This is a genomic window from Allobosea sp. FG18, assembly GCF_057809495.1.
The window spans coordinates 39735-54587 of record NZ_JBMDKB010000030.1 but is presented as its reverse complement, the minus strand read 5'-3'; the positions used below and the strand labels follow the sequence as shown (position 1 = coordinate 54587).

General features: G+C 58.5%; 14 protein-coding genes and 3 pseudogenes. 3 read left to right on the top strand and 14 right to left on the bottom strand.

Annotated elements, in window-relative coordinates:
- Positions 1-150 precede the first annotated feature (150 nt).
- A complete protein-coding gene (locus ACODTJ_RS25670) occupies positions 151-426 on the bottom strand; it encodes a hypothetical protein (protein ID WP_488850756.1) in 276 nt (91 codons plus the stop codon).
- On the opposite strand from ACODTJ_RS25670, the gene ilvA reads away from it, so the two are divergent.
- Positions 427-1881, top strand: coding sequence for a threonine ammonia-lyase, biosynthetic (ilvA, locus tag ACODTJ_RS25665; RefSeq protein WP_488850754.1), 1455 nt, complete (start codon positions 427-429; stop codon positions 1879-1881).
- A 586-nt stretch (positions 1882-2467) separates the two neighbouring features.
- Here ilvA and ACODTJ_RS25660 read toward each other — a convergent pair.
- Both ACODTJ_RS25660 and ACODTJ_RS25655 read right to left on the bottom strand, forming a co-directional pair.
- Positions 2468-4186, bottom strand: coding sequence for an ISL3 family transposase (locus tag ACODTJ_RS25660; RefSeq protein ID WP_234909066.1), 1719 nt, complete (start codon positions 4184-4186; stop codon positions 2468-2470).
- A 59-nt stretch (positions 4187-4245) separates the two neighbouring features.
- Positions 4246-4401: pseudogene (locus tag ACODTJ_RS25655) on the bottom strand (amino acid ABC transporter substrate-binding protein); the annotation flags it as partial.
- 307 nt (positions 4402-4708) lie between these two features.
- Between ACODTJ_RS25655 and ACODTJ_RS25650 the strand changes: the two are divergent.
- Entirely contained in the window at positions 4709-5623 is a 915-nt protein-coding gene (locus tag ACODTJ_RS25650) for a LysR substrate-binding domain-containing protein (protein ID WP_488850752.1), read from the top strand.
- Between the two features lie 151 nt (positions 5624-5774).
- On the opposite strand, the gene bhcD is transcribed toward ACODTJ_RS25650, so the two are convergent.
- From bhcD to ACODTJ_RS25615, 7 genes are all read right to left on the bottom strand, one after another.
- Positions 5775-6740 (bottom strand): iminosuccinate reductase BhcD, encoded by a 966-nt coding sequence (bhcD, locus tag ACODTJ_RS25645; RefSeq protein ID WP_011578816.1) that lies wholly within the window; start codon positions 6738-6740, stop codon positions 5775-5777.
- Positions 6741-6798: 58 nt separating this feature from the next.
- Entirely contained in the window at positions 6799-7962 is a 1164-nt protein-coding gene (bhcC, locus tag ACODTJ_RS25640; protein WP_055976388.1) for a 3-hydroxy-D-aspartate aldolase BhcC, read from the bottom strand.
- 10 nt (positions 7963-7972) lie between these two features.
- Positions 7973-8920, bottom strand: coding sequence for a beta-hydroxyaspartate dehydratase BhcB (gene bhcB, locus ACODTJ_RS25635; protein ID WP_162707492.1), 948 nt, complete (start codon positions 8918-8920; stop codon positions 7973-7975).
- A gap of 15 nt (positions 8921-8935) precedes the next feature.
- Positions 8936-9361: a RidA family protein gene (locus tag ACODTJ_RS25630; protein ID WP_011578813.1), complete on the bottom strand. Its 426-nt coding sequence runs from the start codon at positions 9359-9361 to the stop codon at positions 8936-8938.
- A gap of 79 nt (positions 9362-9440) precedes the next feature.
- Entirely contained in the window at positions 9441-10736 is a 1296-nt protein-coding gene (locus tag ACODTJ_RS25625; RefSeq protein ID WP_488850749.1) for an NAD(P)/FAD-dependent oxidoreductase, read from the bottom strand.
- A gap of 76 nt (positions 10737-10812) precedes the next feature.
- A complete protein-coding gene (locus ACODTJ_RS25620) occupies positions 10813-11160 on the bottom strand; it encodes a RidA family protein (RefSeq protein WP_011578811.1) in 348 nt (115 codons plus the stop codon).
- 749 nt (positions 11161-11909) lie between these two features.
- On the bottom strand, positions 11910-12725 hold the full coding sequence (locus tag ACODTJ_RS25615; protein ID WP_011578810.1) for a GntR family transcriptional regulator: 816 nt from the start codon (positions 12723-12725) through the stop codon (positions 11910-11912).
- A gap of 132 nt (positions 12726-12857) precedes the next feature.
- Between ACODTJ_RS25615 and ACODTJ_RS25610 the strand changes: the two are divergent.
- Positions 12858-13145: pseudogene (locus ACODTJ_RS25610) on the top strand (benzoate/H(+) symporter BenE family transporter); the annotation flags it as partial.
- Here the strand turns inward: ACODTJ_RS25610 and ACODTJ_RS25605 are convergent.
- The 4 genes and pseudogenes from ACODTJ_RS25605 to ACODTJ_RS25590 form a co-directional block, all read right to left on the bottom strand.
- A complete protein-coding gene (locus ACODTJ_RS25605; protein ID WP_488850758.1) occupies positions 13098-13337 on the bottom strand; it encodes a hypothetical protein in 240 nt (79 codons plus the stop codon). The pseudogene ACODTJ_RS25610 and the gene ACODTJ_RS25605 sit on opposite strands and share 48 nt — an antisense overlap.
- A 149-nt stretch (positions 13338-13486) precedes the next feature.
- Positions 13487-13582: pseudogene (locus ACODTJ_RS25600) on the bottom strand (proline/glycine betaine ABC transporter permease); the annotation flags it as partial.
- Positions 13583-14024: 442 nt separating this feature from the next.
- Positions 14025-14435 carry a type II toxin-antitoxin system VapC family toxin gene (locus tag ACODTJ_RS25595; RefSeq protein WP_488850746.1) on the bottom strand — a complete coding sequence of 137 codons (411 nt, stop codon included), beginning with the start codon at positions 14433-14435 and terminating at the stop codon, positions 14025-14027.
- Positions 14432-14701, bottom strand: a complete 270-nt coding sequence (locus ACODTJ_RS25590; protein WP_488850744.1) for a hypothetical protein — start codon at positions 14699-14701, stop codon at positions 14432-14434. The genes ACODTJ_RS25595 and ACODTJ_RS25590 overlap by 4 nt, the downstream gene beginning before the upstream one ends.
- Positions 14702-14853: the final 152 nt, after the last annotated feature.

Genomic DNA, 14853 nt, shown 5'->3' with positions numbered 1-14853 from the left:
GAACGGTGGCCGGATATTGATCGGAATGCCGGCCGGCTTCACGTCGGAATCCGCACAGCCTCGGTCATTTCACTGACTGGCTTTTTTCCGACCCGGGTCGCGGCTACATCGCGGAGCCCACGGATTGGCGATGACGGCCCCCGATGGCCGTCATTTCGATTTTTCACGCGTTGAAAGCTGACGCAAGTCGGCGAGATTTGTTTTCGTCGCCGGCGCCCAATCGGCAAAATCGGTTTGCTCCCGCGGTGAGCGTGTCCAAGTTCGGTTGGTGGTAATTTGCCTTGCCAGCAAATCGCTTATCGCCTTGCTCTTAGCAGTGGCTGGCTCGGCGCTCATGAGATAGCTACGCAATGTCTCCAGCCCCTCTAGCGCTACGGGCATACCGTCGGGGTTTACGATGTCGCGGTTGAGACTCCGCTTGACCATATGCCTCGCCTCTCGGAGCGGCTGGGGCGGACTGTTCTGCTGAAGCGGGAGGATCTGCAGCCGATTTTCTCTTTCAAGGTTCGCGGAGCTTACAACAAGATCGTCAAGCTTCCGGTGTCCGCGCGCGAGCACGGGGTCATCTGCGCATCGGCTGGCAATCACGCCCAAGGGGTCGCGCTCGCAGCCCGGCAACTCGGCATTTCGGCCACGATCGTGATGCCCAGAACAACGCCGGCCATCAAGGTCGAGGCGGTGAAGCGCCTAGGTGGCAAGGTGTTGCTTCACGGCGACGCCTTCGACGACGCGCAACTGAAGGCGAGGGAGCTTGAGAAGGAGCGTGGGCTGACTTTCGTGCACCCGTTCGATGACCCGGATGTCATCGCCGGACAAGGCACCATCGGGTTGGAGGTGCTGCGGCAGCACCCTGATCCGATCGAAGCAGTTTTCGTTCCGATCGGCGGCGGCGGCCTGGCTGCCGGTGTGGCCGCGTTCGTCAAATTCCTCAATCCCTCGACCAAGGTCATCGGCGTCGAGCCTGTTGATGCCGCGTCGATGAAGGCGGCGATCGCGGAGGGAGAACTCGTCACTCTCGATCAGGTTGGTCTGTTTGCGGACGGGGTCGCGGTTCGCAGAGCCGGGTTGGAGACCTTTCGTCTATGTCGAAATTTGCTCGATGACGTCATAACTGTCGACATCGACGCCATGTGCGCTGCGATCAAAGACATTTTCGACGACGTCAGATCCGTGGCGGAGCCTTCGGGGGCCCTGGCTCTCGCTGGTTTGAAGATTTACGCGGAGCGCGGCTCGCGGAGCGCCGCCAGCCTGATCGCCATCAATAGTGGGGCAAACCTGAATTTTGACCGGCTGCGCACGATCGCCGATCGCGCCGAAGTCGGAGAGCATCGCGAGGCGCTGCTTGCGGTCACTGTTCCGGAAAAGCCGGGAAGCTATCGACGCTTCATCAGGGCCCTCGGTACGAGAGCAATAACGGAGTTCAACTATCGCTTTGCCGATGTCTCGTTGCCTGCCCAGCTATTCGTCGGAATTGCCCTATCTCGTGGAGAAGCAGAGAAGAAGGAGGTGATCGAATTCCTTCAATCGGAAGGCTTCCCAATTATGGACCTCAGCGACAATGAAATGGCGAAAGACCATGTCCGCTATATGGTTGGTGGGAGGGCGCCGCTTTTGAGAGACGAGCTCATCTACAGGTTCGAGTTTCCCGAAAGGCCAGGGGCACTGCTGAACTTCCTGGAGAGTCTCGCGCCGGAATGGAACATTTCGCTGTTCCATTACCGCAATCATGGCGCCGATTACGGGCGCATCCTTGCAGGAATAGACGTCAAACCCGGAGAGCACGCTCGGTTTGTGGAGGCTCTCGACGCGCTTGGTTACCCGTACTGGAACGAAACCGACAATCCAGCCTATCGCCTGTTTCTATCGACTGCGAGCGATTGAACGCGCAAATCGCGCAGCGCCATGGCTGGATAGTCCGCGGCCTCTGTACGTCTGTCCCCGCGCGCATCTCCGTCGGTAGCGCGACGGCACTGCTCGATGTTCGGCTGCAAAGCCCCGTCAGGGTGGAGGGCCAGGGATGGCGGCGCGTTCCCGTCTACCATCCCGCCACGAGCGTGTGTCTGCGCTCGAGTTTGATGATTGGTGGTTTGATCCTCGGTTATAAGAAATCTTAGATTCGTGATCTAACTTTAATGCAATTCTGGGTGAAGTTCGCAACTTGTCGCCTCTGAAGCAGCGATACATTCCGCAGATTGGGAATGGTTCGGTGCTCACCAATGATCAGTATTACGTCCTGCCCTGCTGGCGACGCCCTCATAGCTTCGCTTCGCGCTCCGATGGACATCGACGAGCGGTTTGGCGAGTTGCCATGCCGCGATGGGGCGAGTTTCGGAGCTAGATCGATCGAGCGCCGGACCGGCCATGCGAAAGCCGAGAGCAGGTTCGCGCAGCCGGCGGCAAGCCAAGCAGCTACAGTCTCCGGCCGCAGAGGCGCGCAATGATAAAACTCTCGGAAACGGGGTCTGCCTCACTTTGTGTGGAGATCGGACAATTGGATGGGCATCATCCGCGCTCTGAGAAGCTCTGCACCCGCTCGGCCATACATAGCGCGCTTGATCGTCTTCAGTCGGTTGATCTGACCTTCCGCTTGACCATTGCTCCAAGGCAGGTCGATGGCGTTACAGACGGCGTCGATATCGCGGCGAAGGACGCGGGCAAAACGGGCCAGGAAAACCAGGCCAGAATGAATGGCATCATCAATCCAATCTTCGAGCCTTGCCGAATTTCGGCTATGAAATATTCCGCGAAACCGCATGGATAAGCTGCGCAAAGTCGCAAAGGTATCTGATCCCTGCTTGAGGGCGTCCACTTTCCGCTCTTGATTGACGGTCAGCGCGCCGCGCGGCTTGATGCAGAGAGCAGCGGCGACAACCGGCGAGATCCAGTGGCCAGTGTGCGGATCACGCACAGGCGCATTATCGTATGTACTGTCGACGACGCCAACCCGAGCCGGCGCCGCATCATCCTTATCCTTATCCTTATCCTTATCCGATTCCGGTCTCTCGGCGCGGCGCCAGGTTGCCAGGAGGCGTTCAAGATTGGAAAAGCTGCCGGTGTACCCGCGATGCTTGATGTCATGAAACAGATGCCGCCCACGGCGGTTGCCGTCCTTCCAACATTGGGTGAGAAAGGCTTCGAAATACAGGGGAGATGTCGGCTGCAACGCTCCCCTGCGTCGGTCGGGTGGCGTTTCAAACGTCAGCCATTTCGCGATGCTGCGGCGGCCATATCCAGTGCGACGCGCAATCTCCGAGCAGGTCAGGCCTTCTTTGCTCAAGGCGTGCACCGTCTCGAACACCTCCTTCCGGGACTGCCTATGTGTCCGTCGAAGCTGATTGCGCAACCGCATTCCAGGCGCCTCCTCATGCAAAGCTCGATCGTCATGATCAGTCTCGATGTCCTCGTCTGGCAGCAGTGCCCTGCCTGTAGCTCGGCCGGAGAGGCTCATCTGTTCCTCGATCGCAAGACGCAGGTTCTGGAAGAGATGAAAGCGGTCAGCCACCTGAGACGCTTGCGGGGCACCTTCACGAGCAGCCTGCGCGTATAGCCCGCATCGATCTCGACTGACCACCTCAATGGAGGGATGCCGCTTCAACCATTGTGCAACGCTCGCCACGCTCCGGTCCTCGAGAATGTCCATGACCTTTCGGCGCTCGAGATCAACGATGATCGTGCCGTAGCGCCACGATTTCCTCCAACTCCAGTCATCGATACCGATGATCCGAGCGGGGGGCTCGTCGTCGATCTGTAAAGCCATGCGCTTCAAGTGCCGAAGGATGGTGTCGTCGCTGACCGGCATCCCGAGCTGGTTCATCAAGCGCTCTCCCGGGCGTCCGCCTGTGCCGTGCCCCAGAAGGCCGACTATGTTGGCGACCCTCTTTGTCCTGCGGGCGTAGGGCGAGGCAATATCCGGGATCGGGTCCGAGAATGTTTGCCGCCCGCACTGCCGATAACTGCAACGCCAGCGGCTCAACCGAAGCCTTACCGTCACTTCATTGCCTTGGATCGGCAGGTCCTGAAGACTGCGGTACGACCAGCCGTGCCGACGTGCGCTCTGTTTCCTGCAATCTGGACAAATGCCCGAGGATGGTCCGCAAGCCGACACAACCCAGTCACCGTCGCCGTTGGTTGCGATGCTTTGGACCTTGATGCCCGGACCGGGCGACCATTTTGATTTTGTTCTCATGCACGCCAATAGCGAAGTGCCTGCTAACGATCTATTAACCACACAAAGTGAGGCAGACCCTCGAGATATGAGAAGGGCACGGACGAGTCGCGGTTGCCGACCGTGATCACTCCTGTGTCCTTGATCTTTTTCAGCGTTCCGGTGAGATCATCTGCCGACGCACCACCACACATTGCTGTCATGACGACTGCAAAAGCACAAAGTTTCTTCAACATCGTATTCCTCCAGAGGTTGCAATTAGAAAGAGATAGCTGGCTGCTGGTTTCTTGGTCGCGTTGCAGACCCATGTGGCGGATGTTCAATATCCAATTGGTACGTTGCCTTGCGACTGCTCCCAAACAGAAAAGGCACCGGCCACGACACACCGCCTCACAACACGGTCAGTCGCATGTGACGTTCACGCAAACCATTTTGACCGTCGCTGCCTCTTCCTAGAGGGTATAATAAATGCGATAGGTGACTGCCGATCAAATGCATTATAGCGGCCGATCTATGTGCAAATATTATATGATGGAGAAGATTATGCTGAAGCATAGGCAGGTGGAGGCGTTCCGCGCGGTCATCATCAGCGGTTCAGTGTCGACTGCGGCGGACATTCTCGGAATCACTCAACCTGCGGTCAGTCGGCTCGTGAAAGATTTGGAATACGAGACGCGCTTGAATTTGTTCGAACGCTCTGGAGGTCGACTTGTTGCAACCGGCGACGCGATGGCCCTCTATCGCGAGATCGACCGCTCATTTGTTGGACTTGAGCGTATCGCCGACTTGGCGCGCGATTTGAGAGAAAGACGAGGAGGTTCTCTGCGCATCGCGGCACTGCCGGGACTAGCAAACGGGTTCCTGCCGGCCTTTGCCGCAGGTTTTCTTGCCAAAAGGCCATCGTTAAATATGTCGCTTCACGGCATGAATTCTCATTTCGTCCTCGAATGGATCAGCACCGGCCATTGTGATCTCGGAATCGTCGAGAACACGCAACTCACCAACGTCACCATCGAAGAACTGCCACCCTGCGATATGGTAGCGGTGCTCCCTCTCCAACACCGGCTCGTGGAACGCGAGCGAATCGTTCCCGAGGACTTTGACAATGAGGATTTCATCTCACTCATACAGCCGTCGGTAATGCATGTCATGGTCGATGCCATAATGCGCGAGCGAGGAATAATCAGACGTATTAAGGCTGAAACTCCACTCTCCATGATTGTTTGTGGTATGGTTTCAGCAGGATTCGGCGTTTCGATCGTCGATCCGTTTACTGCCGATAGATATTCTTCATCTTTGGTAGTTCGGCCAATCGATCCGCCAATCTCTATCAATTGGACAATCGTGCTACCGACGCACATAAAAGCGTCTTCGATTACGAACGAGTTTATAGTCGAGTTTCGAAAAAGCTTTCGAAATTTTCTTTCGGAGCGATCGACTTCAGCAAAGCTTGCCTAGCCGTATGTTATCCTCATCGTCATGAACGACTGATATCGCGAAAATGGGTTTGGGGGCACATTCTTCAGCGCGGTCACTACAGAGTGCGGGCTGATCTGGCAATCCAAGTCCGACGTCAAGCCATCTCCCTCAATGTCAATCGCGCGCAGAACTAAAGCTCCACTTCCAGGGCGAGCCCTCGCGCCCGAGCAATATCCACCGCAACTGACGCCACCGCGAGATCCTGGAGGCCAACGCCCGTGCCGTCGAACAACGTGATCTCCTCCGGCGAGGTCCGCCCCGGCGCCAGGCCGGCGATCACCGCGCCGAGCGGCGTGATGTCGCCGGTCGCGATCAATCCCTGCGCCACCGCGTGCTGCGCCTCACCGATGGTGACGGACTGTTCAACCTCATCGGCAAAGAGCCGAGCGCGTGGGAAAAGAGCCGCCTCTACTTCCTGCTTCCCTTTAGTGTCGGTCCCCATGCAAGCGAGATGGGTTCCTGGGCGAATATGCCCGGAAAGAAGAATCGGTGCGAAGCTGGATGTGATCGTGATGATGACATCGGCCTGTGCCCCGAGTTGTGGCAGGTCGACCACCTCGAAAGGCAGGCCGAGTTCGACCGCCGTGTCGGCCAGCCGCGACAGCATTTCGGGGTGCAAGTTCCAACCAACCACCTTGTCGAATTTGCGCGCCCGCACTGCGGCGCGCATCTGGAAGGCGGACTGGTGACCGGCCCCGACCATGCCGAGCACGCGGGCGTCGGGGCGGGCCAGATGCTTGATCGACACCGCCGAGGCGGCGGCCGTGCGCAGCGCGGTCAGCAGGTTACCGCCGACCGCCGCCTTGATCCGGCCGGTGTCCGGGTCGAACAGCAGCACCGTGGACTGGTGGTTGGTCAAGCCCTTCGCCATGTTGCCCGGCCAGTAGCCGCCCGCCTTGACCCCAAGGACGAGCCCCGCACTGTCGAAGCCAGCCTTGAAGCCGTAGAGCGCGTCGGCATAGCCGATCGCCTCTCGGATGACGGGGAAGTTACGGGCCTCGTCTCGCGCCATGGCAGCGAAGACGCTTTCGATGGCTTCAAAGACAGCGGCCTCGCTCATGAGGTCGGAGATCAGACGCTCCGGTACGATGATCATGGATTGACTCCTCCAAGAATAACACTGGAGCGCCCAGTTGCGCTTCGCAGGTACGTTCTCAATACGCCTTGCCGCGTGCCGACACCGGCCAGACCGTCTCGACCTTACCGTTGCGCACCCCGACATACCAGTCATGGACGTTGCAGGTCGGATCGCAATGGCCGGGCACCAGCCTGAGCTTGTCGTTGACCTTCAGCACGCCCTTGGGGTCATCGATCACACCGTGCTCGTCGCTGCACTTGATGTATTTCACGTCGTCGCGGCCGTAGATGAAGGGCAGGCCGCTGTCGACCGATTGCGCCTTGAGGCCGGCGTCGCAGATGGCGCGGTCGGGCTTGGCGTGGCTCATCACGCTGGTCAGGATGAACAGCGCGTTCTCCCATTCGCCCTTGTCGATGCGGTGGCCATCCTTATCGAGGATGCGGCCGTAGTCAGCGTCCATGAAGGCGTAGGAGCCGCATTGCAGCTCGTTATAGACGCCCGAGCCCGTCTCGAAATAATAGGAGCCGGTGCCGCCGCCGGAAACCAGTTCCGGCTCCAGCCCGACAGCCTTCAGGCCCTCGACGGCGTCCTTGACCATGGCGATCGCCGCGTCGAGCTTCTCCTTACGCGCCTCATAGCTGTCGATGTGCTGCATCGCGCCCTGGTAGGCTTGGATGCCGGTGAACTTGAGGCCCGGCGCCGCGTCGGCGGCCTGGGCGATCTTCACGACGGCGTCGGTCGAGGTGACGCCGCAGCGGCCGGCGCCGCAGTCGATCTCCACGAAGATTTCGAGCTGCGTGCCGTGCTTTTCGGCGGCAGCAGACAGGTCAGCGATGTTGGCAACGTCATCGACGCAGACGATGATGCGCGAGCCGAGCTTGGGCAGGCGGGCCAGCCGGTCGATCTTGGCCGGGTCGCGCACCTGGTTCGACACCAGCACGTCCTTGATGCCGCCGCGCACGAAGACTTCCGCCTCGCTGACCTTCTGGCAGCAGACGCCGACCGAGCCGCCGAGCCTCTCCTGCAGTTTCTGCACGTCAACCGACTTATGCATCTTGCCGTGGCTGCGATGGCGCATACCGTTCGCCTTGGCGTAATCGCCCATCTTGCGGATATTGCGCTCCAGCGCGTCGAGGTCGAGGATCAGGCAGGGCGTCTGGATCTGGGATTCGTCCATGCCGGGGACCGCCGGCACGTCGAAACCGACGTCGAGTTGTTCAGTTTGAGTCGTCGCGTTCATGCTCTTCTCCTCAGTTCCACGGTAATTTGTCGAGATCCACATTGCCGCCCGTCACGATCACGCCGACGCGCTTGCCGGCAAAGACATCAGGGTTCTTCAGGATGGTCGCCAGCGGCACGGCGCTGGACGGCTCCATCACGATCTTCATGCGCTTCCAGATCAGCTTCATCGCGTCGACGATCTCCTGCTCGGAAGCCGTCAGGATGTCGGTGACGTTGTTCTTCACGAAATGCCAGGTCAGTTCCTTCAGCGGCACTTTCAGGCCGTCGGCGACCGTTTCTGGCGCGTCGTCGGCGATGATGCGGCCGGCCTTGAAGCTACGGTAGGCGTCGTCGGCCTGCTCGGGCTCGGCGGCGTAGATCTTTACGCCGGGCGCGAGATTGGAGAGCGTCAGGCAGCTTCCCGACACCATGCCGCCGCCGCCAATCGGCGCGACCACGGCGTCGAGACCGTCGACCTGCTCGATCAACTCGGCAGAGCAGGTCGCCTGCCCGGCGATGACACGATGGTCGTTATAGGGATGCACGAATTCCGCGCCGGTCTCGGCAACAACCTCGGCAAAGACGGCCTCACGCGACGAGGTTGACGGCTCGCATTCGACGACACGACCGCCGTAGCCCCGGACCGCATCCTTCTTAGCCTGCGGCGCGGTGCGCGGCATCACTACGGTGCAGGGAATGCCGCGCCGACCAGCTGCATAGGAAAGGCAGGTTCCGTGATTGCCGGACGAGTGCGTTGCAACACCCTTCTTCGCCTGCTCGTCGTTCAGGCCAAACACCGCGTTCGACGCGCCGCGCGCTTTGAAGGCCCCAGCCTTCTGAAGGTTCTCGCACTTGAAGAAGAGTTCGGCGCCAGCAAGTCCATTGATGAATGTCGATGTGAGAACGGGTGTGCGATGAATATGGGGTTCGATTAAGGCTCGTGCTGCAAGCACGTCGGTAAGATTCGGAATGTACATATCCAAGCGCGCTCCTTACGCTGTAATCGCTGCGGCGCCTCGATCGGTATCGCTCGGATCGAGAGCAACAGCATCAAGTTCGATGAGGTATCCATGATGAAGCGCCGGCACTGGAACGACCGACCGGGCAGGACGCGCTTCACCGAACGCCTTGGCATATGCTGCGTTGAAGCTGCTCCAATGCTCGACGCCGACGATGTAAGCTGTGACTTTCACGACATGAGAAGGCGTCGCACCAGCCGCCTCGAGTACGGCCAGCAAATTCCGGAGAACGAGACTGGCCTGGTTATCGAAGAGATCGTCAGATTGCTCCGACTGGCCTTCTGGTTTGATCGGAAGCTGACCGGAAACATGAATGAATCCACCCGCTCGGGCCGCCTGACTGTAGTGACCCAAAGGCTTCGGGGCGTGACTCGTTAATATGTGTTCTATTTGCGCCATTTCGCGTCTCCGAGGTGATTGCGAGGTGCAGATTGATCTTGACACCGGCTCTGCGCTGTACTCACGACCGCGTAAGTACTTAACTTGCCGGACCCGTTTGCTTGGATTTGCCAATACCAAAGCGGTTTGGTGCGAAGGGCGAAATGTCGATTGAGGTCTTTTCGCCTGCGAGGAGCTCTGAGACGAGCGTTGCGGTCATCGGCGCCCCTGTCATGCCGAGATGACCATGGCCGAAAGCATAGATTACGTCGGGTGTCCGGGTTGCCCGGCCAATCACGGGGAGCGAATCCGGGATGCTCGGCCGGAACCCCATCCATTTGGAATATCGTTCTTCAGAACTCGCAGGCGCGAGGGCTGGAAGAAGTTTTCGAGCGTGCGTATAGAGCACATGCGCACGTTTCCAGTTAGGAACGGCTGTGAGCCCAGCGAACTCAACCGTACCCGCCACGCGAAGCCCCATTTCCATAGGTGTCGCGATGAATTTTCCTGACGCATCGGTCGTCGGAATGCGTGGAGCGGCTTCCGGATTCGCGATGACGATATGATATCCACGTTCGGTATCGAGCGGGATGTCATCGCCTAGCGAATTAGCAAGTGATTTCGAGTGTGCGCCGGCTGCGACAACCGCTGCATCAACGGCCAGAACGCCGTTCGTGGTTGTAATGCCTTTAAGCGCCCTACCTTCAGTCTCAAAGCCGATGACACGCGCAGATACGAATTCGCCACCGTTCGCGATAAAACGCCGAAACAAGAGGGTCACGAGCCCTTGCGGATTAATCGTGTGACCGTTCTCTTCTATAAGAATGCCCTTGGTAAACGCATGCGACAAGTTCGGATCGAAATCCCGCAACGCATCGGCGCTGAGGATCTGCGTGCGAACACCGTTGAGACGCCGCAGTTCCCAACCTCCGCGGTCCTTGGCGAAGTCTGCTTCTCCACGATATACGGTCAGATGACCTTCATGGCGGATCAGATGGCTCGCATCAGCCTCCTCCGCCAATGACTTGATCAGAGGCACCGTGGACTTGATGAGATTGCGGAGTGCTTTCGCCTGCTCCTTCACCTTGTTTGGTCTTCCGGCTAACAGAAAGCGAATCAACCAGGGCATGATGGTTGGAAAATAGCTGAACCGGATTGACAACGGCCCCATCGGGTCAAGGAGCCACTTCGGTACGCTCGTCAAGTTTCCCGGCATGGACATAGGGACGACGGCTGAGCCGTTGAAGCATCCGGCATTCCCAAACGATGCACCTTCGCCAGGAGGGTTCGGGTCAATCAAGGTGACTTTGAATCCGCGGCGCTGAAGCATCAGCGCCGTGCATACGCCGACGATTCCGGCTCCAGCGATGCCTACTTTTTTGTGGTTCTCAGACATAGGATGCTCCCGCGGAGCCGACAGTCTCTCGCTGCCTAGCCACCGTTTCGCGGTAGGTGATAAAATTCGGCGTGCCTTACCTTGCTGCGGTAACGACGATTTCGATCAGGACGTCCTGGCCAAGATCTGAAACCCCTATCGTCGCACGCGCGGGCAAATCCTGTGCGTCGAGCCAAGAAGTCCAGACGTCGTTCATCTCTTGCTTCAGGTTCATGTCAGTGATGAACAAGGTCGCGGAAATTAGTTTCGTCTTGTCGGTTCCCGCTTCTGCGAGGAATTTGTCGAGCTTGGCACAAACTTGCGTCGTTTGGGCCCGCATCGAGGCGCCCTTGAGTTCATCGGCCAGCACGCCACCGAAGTAAATCACATCAGCATATTCAACTGACCGATGCATGATTGGTGTTCTGTCTCGACGTGTGATCATCGTCTTGCTCCTGCATTCATGGAATCGTGCCAACTACAGGTCGCGCTGTAGGCAGGATTCGGTGTTAGGCACTGCAGCTACGTCCGGCTCCACACCTCAGCCCTGGCTGCCTTCATGCCGCCTATATGCATAATATTTCAACATGATAACGCTTAGTCAAATGCCAATTATTGCGCTATCTATAATCAAATATTATATTATCGACGGAGGTTAGAAATATCGTTGACGCTGAACGTAAATGATAAAAGCCCAATCGATGCGTAGCTGCGAAGAATGAGCGTCATTGAGGGGAGCAAGTGTATTATCAGCTTACGAGCATCGCCCCCGGAGCGGGTGGGGGCCGAATTCCCAGCCCTGCATGCGGCTAGTCTCTACGACGCAGCAATGCTGGTTCGCACCTTTAGAAATGCCTGGCGACTCTGAGCCGGAGCTGCACGAAGGGTTCTGGATCTGGCTCGGCGGATTCAAAGCGGCTACGCTCTAAAAATCCTATGCATGAGGCGGTGTAAGCTGTTTGGACCGCTACTGTCGAATGAGGTGCATGGGGTAAATGGAAGCATGACTTCCGCCTGTGGCATAGGTGGCAATCTCAGTCATTCTGCAGGCGCACAGCTCAAGGATCTGCGTGCCGTCATGCTCCCCCAACCGGTGTTAGGATAGGATGAATTGAGGCGGCCTCGCATTTTGGCGCGGAGATAGTACACCTCGCTGGAACAATGACGATAAATTGGTTCGTTACGTTCGTAGCTCTAAGCAGGGAACCATTCATTTGCTATATGGTGGCATGGGATACCATTGACCATGGGATCATGTGTCACTATCCCGAATATGCCATCGATAGCTGCATCAACCGTTCCACGAACGCCGTACAACTGTTTTGCGGCTACAATTGTTCGACGAAATAGAGCGCCGGGATCGAGCAGCGTCGTCGCACAGAGCGACATCGCCTGCTGCGAACTGGTGAGGACGAGAACGCGATCGGCCGTGGCACGCGCGCCGCGCTCCAGATTGACATAGTCGGCGATGGCTCTCCGGAGCGGTTCGGCGCCCTGAGGATCGCCGTGCAGAAGGGCTTTCGTGCCGTAGTCCTTGAGGACCTGCCGCTCCAGGCGCTCCCACAATTGCAGCGGAAACTCCCGTGTTTCCGGTATGCCATGCGTGAACGGCCGTGGCGCGAGGATGTCACGCACGCCGCCGCCGCTGAACATGGCTGCTCCACGCTTGCTGAGGTTCGGGGCCTGGTTGCGCAACAGCGAATCCCGCCGCGATCTGCGCTGGCCGGGCTGAAATGCCGAGATCTCGGCCACGAAACTGCCGCTGCCGACTCGCCGCTCGATGAACCCTTCGGCGTGAAGCTGGATATAGGCCGCCTCGATCGTATCACGCGACACGCCAAGTGCCTTGGCAAGCCCGCGGGTGGCCGGCAACGGCTTGCCCGGTCCCAGCACGCCGTCGAGGATCAACTGCCGGATCGCCCGTTGTATCCGGGCGTGCAGCGGCATCGTCGCATTGGCAGGATGGGCCATCCAGGCCTGCACGGATTCGAGCTGTGAGTGCTTGAACAAATGGCCTGCCCTTCGCAAGATAATTGGCAGGAACAATCAGGCCATTGACGGGCTATGTGTCAAGGCATGTTTTTTTGGGCTTTCGCCCGTTCCGTTCAGGAGACCCGCCAGGATCATGCCGTCGACCTCACCATCCACTTCGTTCGACTGAACGATCTCACCCATCCAGTAGTCGCGGGCCTGATCTCGGTCATCGTCAATTATGGCGGCACGTTCATCCTCGTGCTGCACGCCGCGGGCCTCGCCGGTCTGAGCCCGGAGCTGACCGCCTCATGGGTCTAGTCGGTATCGATGGGCGTCGGCCTGACTGGCATCCTCTTGAGCTGGTGCTATCTTGAGCCGATCATCACCGCATGGTCAACGCTGGCGTGCCTAGTGACTGCGGTTGCCGCGATGCCCTATCCCGAAGCGGTCGGCGCCTAGTTTGCGTCCGATCTTGCTTGATCCTGGAATTGTATCTGGCAATTCGCCCAAAAAATGCAACCTGTCACAGTGCTGCTGAAGCAAACTTTGGCTCCATGCACCCAAAAGAACAAGGGTGTTTGCCGAAGACATCAGTGAGAAATGACAATAATCCTGCTCGCGGATAGCGAGGTCGCTTGTCGTCAGCATATCTGCCTCGCTAGAAATTTGCAGCTTGTAGTCTTCGAGCGCAAAGTCCTTGACCACCTGTGGCGGAAGGCGGGTTAACCGGCATAAGTATCGATGCCGTCGACACGGCCACTGATCTTACAGGACAGCTTGGACTCTGGTTAATGTCATGCCATGATGGAAGACGTCGCGTTGGGAAGCTGCTCCTTGAACAGCAGTTCGACGGCGGTGCCGCCAAAAGCGTTCCAGGCCTCGATGAATTCTGAAGCATCCCCTGGCTCGGTGCAGGAAGGCGCTGGAAGCCGACCAGTCTGGCGACTCGATCATGGACATTGCCATGGCACGGAGGTTTAACGACCTGTCGCATATCGGCAAGAGCTTCCGCATGGAGTTCGGTGCCTCGCCGTGGTCGACTCGAAAGCTGGCCCGGTCCGTTGACAAAACGGTATGACGGCACAGCGCAACCTGAGAAGTTACGAAGCACGGTGAACGGTGTCGCCATCGTATGGCGGCAAACGCTCGTAGCTTGTGCCTATAAGACACTCCTGAAAGTTCAGAAAAGCCTACGACAATCCGCAGGCGGTCAAAGGCCCGGTTCCGGATTCTCCTTCCTCGCAGCGGGATGAAGGGAGAGCAGGGTTGACGAAGGGCGGCCTGTTCATTCTCGATAGAAAGCCAGCATCTTCGCTCTTGATCATCATCTGAACATCAGGCGAGCAATGCAACATTAAGGCCGTGAACGCGCTGAAACGAGGCGTCGCCTGTCAGCAGCAAATGGTCCGGCCCCAGTTGCAGGCAACTGGCGGCCTGCAAGGCGTCCGGCGTGCGAAGTCCGTGCCGAACGCGGATGGCTGTCGCCAGTTCCACGACCTCCCGGTCCAGTTCCACCCAGATGAGATCCGGCCGCGAGAAAAACGCATCGAACATCGCCAGCACAGCAGTGTCGTCATGTTTCATCGGCCTCACGCGGCATTCAAGCCAGGACAGCCGGCTGACCGCGGCGCCCATATCGGGATGCGCCTGCGACAGCGTCGCCAACTGTTCTCGCACACGGCTTGCGAGCGGCTCGTTGCCCTCGATCAGATAAATCAGGGCACTGGCATCGAAAAATGCGATCACCAAGCGCGCTCTTGCGTCAGCTCTGCGTCAATCTCCGCCTTCTCGCGCTTGCCAGCGGCCGGCTGCGACAGCAGCCATTGCAGAGCCGTCACGCGCGGCCGGCCAACTGGCTGCTCCCCGGTGAGGCGCAGATACTCCTCCTCCGAAAGCACGACAGCGGCCGACTTGTTGCGCTTGACGATTCGCACGGGACCGTGCCGCAAGCCTTCTTCGATCGCGGCCATTCCGCGTCGCTTGATCTCGCCGACGGTGACGATATTGTTCATGAGAGACACCCCATATCGATACGTGAAGTTGGCAGAACAGTACCATTTTCGGTACTGACACGCAACCTGCTCGCACATACCGTTGCGGCACCAGAAAGCGGTTCGTTCGGCATTCCGATTGTTGACTGACCCGGCGGCCCGTTCGGGATCAG